Source organism: Mycobacterium colombiense (genome assembly GCF_003284975.1).
GTDB classification, from domain to species: Bacteria; Actinomycetota; Actinomycetes; order Mycobacteriales; family Mycobacteriaceae; genus Mycobacterium; species Mycobacterium europaeum_A.
In genome coordinates this window covers 1-3,988 of record NZ_QMEU01000190.1, presented here as the reverse complement: position 1 = coordinate 3,988, position 3,988 = coordinate 1, and the positions used below count along the sequence as shown (strand labels likewise).

Here is a 3,988-nt window from a genome sequence, read left to right as displayed (position 1 = left end):
CTACATGCCCGCGACGGGGCCACCGGCGGCCGGCGCCACCTCGCCCGACTGCCCCTCAATGCACGCGTGGCCGCCCGTAATCAGCGGGGCGGCCGCCGCGTCGGGGCTCAACGCGATAGCAGCTCCGCACAACCCAGCGCCGGCAACTACTTTGATGTTGAACCGATCGACGATCGCCATCAGCGTCAACTCTCCTTTATTCACGCTCAGCTATTTCCGCAATCACTTGGTGCAGCAGGCCCGCCTAGCCGTACCGAGGCCGCTTTTCACGACCGCGCCAATTGTCAGCAGGCGACGCGCGACGCGCGCCACGCCGCACCGCGCCGTTTCCAAATGGTGACGTCACAACGGCGTCACGAATCGGAACAGGCCCGGCATACACCGATCGACCTGCGCGAACACGCCTGCGCTGCAGCCGTCGTCAGCGATTCGTGCCCTCGGCCGCGCACCTGAGCGGCGTGTCGTTTTCGCCTCGACGCGAGCCGCCCGGATGCGCGGCCGGACGACTTCAAATCTCACGGACTTTATTTTTGCGCAGGTCCTTCACAGGAAACTGTTGGTGAACAGTTATCGTTTCCGAGGTTACGGAGAAGTTAACATCGAGATTAGAACTGTTGACGAAAAGAGGAGAAGGGGCTATGTCACCACGTCGTCTCGCCACCGGGTTCATCGGTTCAGCCCTGTTCGGCGCCCCGCTTCTCGCCGGTCTCGTCTGGGCCAGCCCAGCGCAGGCCGACGCGGCCGGGTTCCTCAATGACATGCACCGCGACGGGGTCCACGCCGTCACGGGCGGCGACGCCGCCCTGCTGCAAGCCGGCCTGAACGTGTGCCAGCAAATATCCTGGGGCGCTCCTCCGGCGCAACTCGAAGGCCTGGCGCTGCAGCGCTCCGACGACCAGCAGGGCTCCGGCGGGCTCAGCGCTCAACAGGCCAACGACGTGGTCGTCTACGCCATGCGCGACCTGTGCCCCAGCTAGACCCCACCCCGACCCACCACACTTCGGCGGCCTAGCGGCCAGTCGTTCTTCGCCGACTATTCACTCTCCCGAATTCTTTGCGCGGCGGGTCGTCGCACTTTTGTGTAAAAGTGCATCATCCGCATCGGGCACAGACATAAAAGGAGAAGGTTGGATGGCGGCACGCAGGCGATATGGCCGGTTGGTGAGCGCGGCGCTGGCCAGTGGCCCACTTTTGCTGGCCGGGGTGCTGTGCGCCGGGCCGGCGCGGGCCGATGGGGCCGCCTTCATCAACGACCTGCACAACGCCGGCATCCACGCCGTCAACGGCGGCGACCCGGAGCTCTTACAGATGGGCGCCGACCTGTGCCAGCAGCTGTCCTGGGGCGCCGCTCCGCAACAGTTGGAGGGCTTGGCGCTGCAACGCTCCGACGCCGACCAGGGCACCGGCGGGATCAACGGCCGCCAGGCCGCCGATGTCGTCATCTTCGCCCTGCGCGACCTGTGCCCCACCGCCTGACGGCGAACTAGTGGCCGGCAGGCCGGTCCGCGCTAAGGTGACACTCGAGTGAAGCTGAGCGCACGGAGCCTGGCCGGCCTGAAGATCCCGGTCCCGACCTATGACCGCAGCCAGATCGGCGTCGGCATAGCGCATTTCGGCGTCGGCGGGTTCCATCGGTCGCATCAGGCCATGTACATCGACCGCTTGCTCGGTGACGGCCTCGCCCGCGACTTCGGCATCTGCGGGGTCGGCGTGCTGCCGGGCGACGAGCGCATGCGCGACGCGCTGCGCGGCCAGGACCACCTCTACACGCTGATCCTCGAGCACCCCGACGGCACGCGGGAACCGCGGGTCATCGGCTCGATCGTCGACTACCGTTATGCGCCCGACGATCCCGAGTCGGTGATCGAGCTGCTGGCCGCGCCCGCCACCCGGATCATCTCGCTCACCATCACCGAGGGCGGCTACCAGCCACCCCTGAGCGCGGTGTTCGGCTTGGTGGCCGAGGCGTGCAACCGGCGCCGGCAGCGCGGACTGCCCTCCCCCACGATCGTCTCGTGCGACAACATCGCCGGCAACGGAGACGTGGCCCGACGCGTGTTCACCTCCTACGCCGAGCGGGTCGATCCCGAACTCGCGCAATGGATGCGCGAGAAGACCACCTTTCCCAACTCGATGGTCGACCGGATCACCCCGGTGACCACACCCGACGTGCTCGAGCGACTGGAGTCCGAATTCGGGGTGGCCGACGCCTGGCCCGTCATCGCCGAACCGTTCGCCATGTGGGTCGTCGAGGATCACTTCGCCGACGGCCGACCACCGCTGGATCAAGCCGGGGTGCAACTCGTCGGGGACGTGGCGCCGTACGAGGCGATGAAGTTGCGGCTGCTCAACGCCGGGCATCAGGGACTGTGCTATTTCGCCTACCTCGCCGGATACCGGCTGGTGCACGACGCCGCCCAGGATCCGGCGATCGCGGAATTCCTTGCCCGCTATATGAATTCGGAGGCCATGCCGACGCTGCAGCGCATTCCGGGGCTCGACGAGTTCCGGGTCGGGCTGCTGCCGCGCTTCGCCAACCCCTACATCCGCGACACCGTCGCCAGGCTGTGCGCCGAATCCTCGGACCGCATCCCGAAGTGGTTGTTGCCGGTGGTGCGCGACAACCTGCGCACCGGCGGGGCGGTGCGGCTGTCCGCGGCGATCGTCGCGAGCTGGGCGCGCTACGCCGAGGGCGTCGACGAACAGGGCGAGCCGATCGAGGTGGTGGACCGCCTGGCCGACACCCTCGTCCCGCTCGCCCGCTCGCAACGCGACGACCCCGTCGCATTCCTGGCCAACCGTTCGGTCTTCGGCGACCTCGTCGACCAGGAGCGTTTTCGCGAGGCCTACGTGTGGGCGTTGGACTCGCTGTACCGGCACGGCGCACGCGCCACCCTGCGGGCGTTGATCGGGGCCGACGCACCGTGACCCTGGTCGCGGGCGTCGACTCCTCCACCCAGTCCTGCAAGGTGCTGGTGTGCGACGCCGCCACCGGCCAGGTGGTCCGCGAGGGTCACGCCGGCCATCCGCGCGGCACCGAAATCGACCCTGCGGCTTGGGAATCCGCCGCCCGCGCGGCCATCGCGGCCGCGGGCGGCCTGGACGGCGTCGACGCGGTCGCCGTCGGCGCGCAGCAGCACGGCATGGTGTGCCTGGACGCGACCGGACGGGTGGTGCGCCCCGCGCTGCTGTGGAACGACGTGCGCTCGGCCGACGCCGCGCGCGCACTCGTCGACGAGTTGGGTGGCGCGCGGGCGTGGGCGCGGGCCGTCGGCGTCGTGCCGCTGGCCGCGATCACGGTGGCCAAGCTGCGCTGGTTGGCCGACCACGAGCCCGACCACGCCGACCGCACCGCGGCGGTCTGCCTGCCGCACGACTGGTTGACGTGGCGCCTGCGCGGCGACGCCGACGTCGCGGCCCTGAGCACCGACCGCAGCGACGCCAGCGGCACCGGCTATTACGACGCGGCCACCGGCGCTTACCGGTTCGATCTGCTGGAACTGGGCTTGCGTGGCCGGCGCCCCGGGCTGCCGAGCGTGCTCGGTCCGGCGAGCCGAACCGTCAGCGGCACAACGATATTCGGCGCCGGCCTGGGCGACAACGCCGCCGCCGCGCTGGGCCTGGGTACCGAAGAGGGCGACGTGACGGTCTCGATCGGGACATCGGGCGTGGTGGCCGCCGTCACCGCGGATCCCGTCCGCGACGACACGGGATTCGTCGCCGGATTCGCCGACGGCACCGGACGCTACCTCCCGCTGGTGTGCACCCTCAACGGCGCGCGGGTGCTGGACGCGGCCGCCGCCATGCTGCGGGTCGACCACGACGAGCTGTCCCGCCTCGCGCTGTCGGCGCCGCCGGGCAGCGCGGGGCTGGTACTGGTCCCCTATCTGGAGGGCGAACGAACCCCCAACCGGCCCAACGCGACCGGGGCGCTGCACGGGCTGCGGGGGTCCAATGCGACGCCGGCCAACCTGGCCCGGGCCGCGGT

General features: G+C 69.7%; 4 protein-coding genes and 1 pseudogene. 4 read left to right on the top strand and 1 reads right to left on the bottom strand.

Annotated features, from left to right (window positions below):
• Nucleotides 1-9 precede the first annotated feature (9 nt).
• Nucleotides 10-189 (bottom strand): annotated as a pseudogene (locus DQP58_RS26045) (hypothetical protein); the annotation flags it as partial.
• A gap of 449 nt (nucleotides 190-638) precedes the next feature.
• Between DQP58_RS26045 and DQP58_RS26035 the strand changes: the two are divergent.
• From DQP58_RS26035 to DQP58_RS26020, 4 genes are all read left to right on the top strand, one after another.
• Nucleotides 639-977 carry a DUF732 domain-containing protein gene (locus DQP58_RS26035; protein WP_112710923.1) on the top strand — a complete coding sequence of 113 codons (339 nt, stop codon included), beginning with the start codon at nucleotides 639-641 and terminating at the stop codon, nucleotides 975-977.
• Between the two features lie 154 nt (nucleotides 978-1,131).
• Entirely contained in the window at nucleotides 1,132-1,476 is a 345-nt protein-coding gene (locus DQP58_RS26030; protein ID WP_112710922.1) for a DUF732 domain-containing protein, read from the top strand.
• A 48-nt stretch (nucleotides 1,477-1,524) separates the two neighbouring features.
• Nucleotides 1,525-2,928, top strand: coding sequence for a mannitol dehydrogenase family protein (locus tag DQP58_RS26025; RefSeq protein WP_112710921.1), 1,404 nt, complete (start codon nucleotides 1,525-1,527; stop codon nucleotides 2,926-2,928).
• Nucleotides 2,925-3,988 (top strand): FGGY family carbohydrate kinase (locus DQP58_RS26020; protein WP_112710920.1); only part of this gene is annotated, 1,064 nt, incomplete at its 3' end. The genes DQP58_RS26025 and DQP58_RS26020, both read left to right, overlap by 4 nt.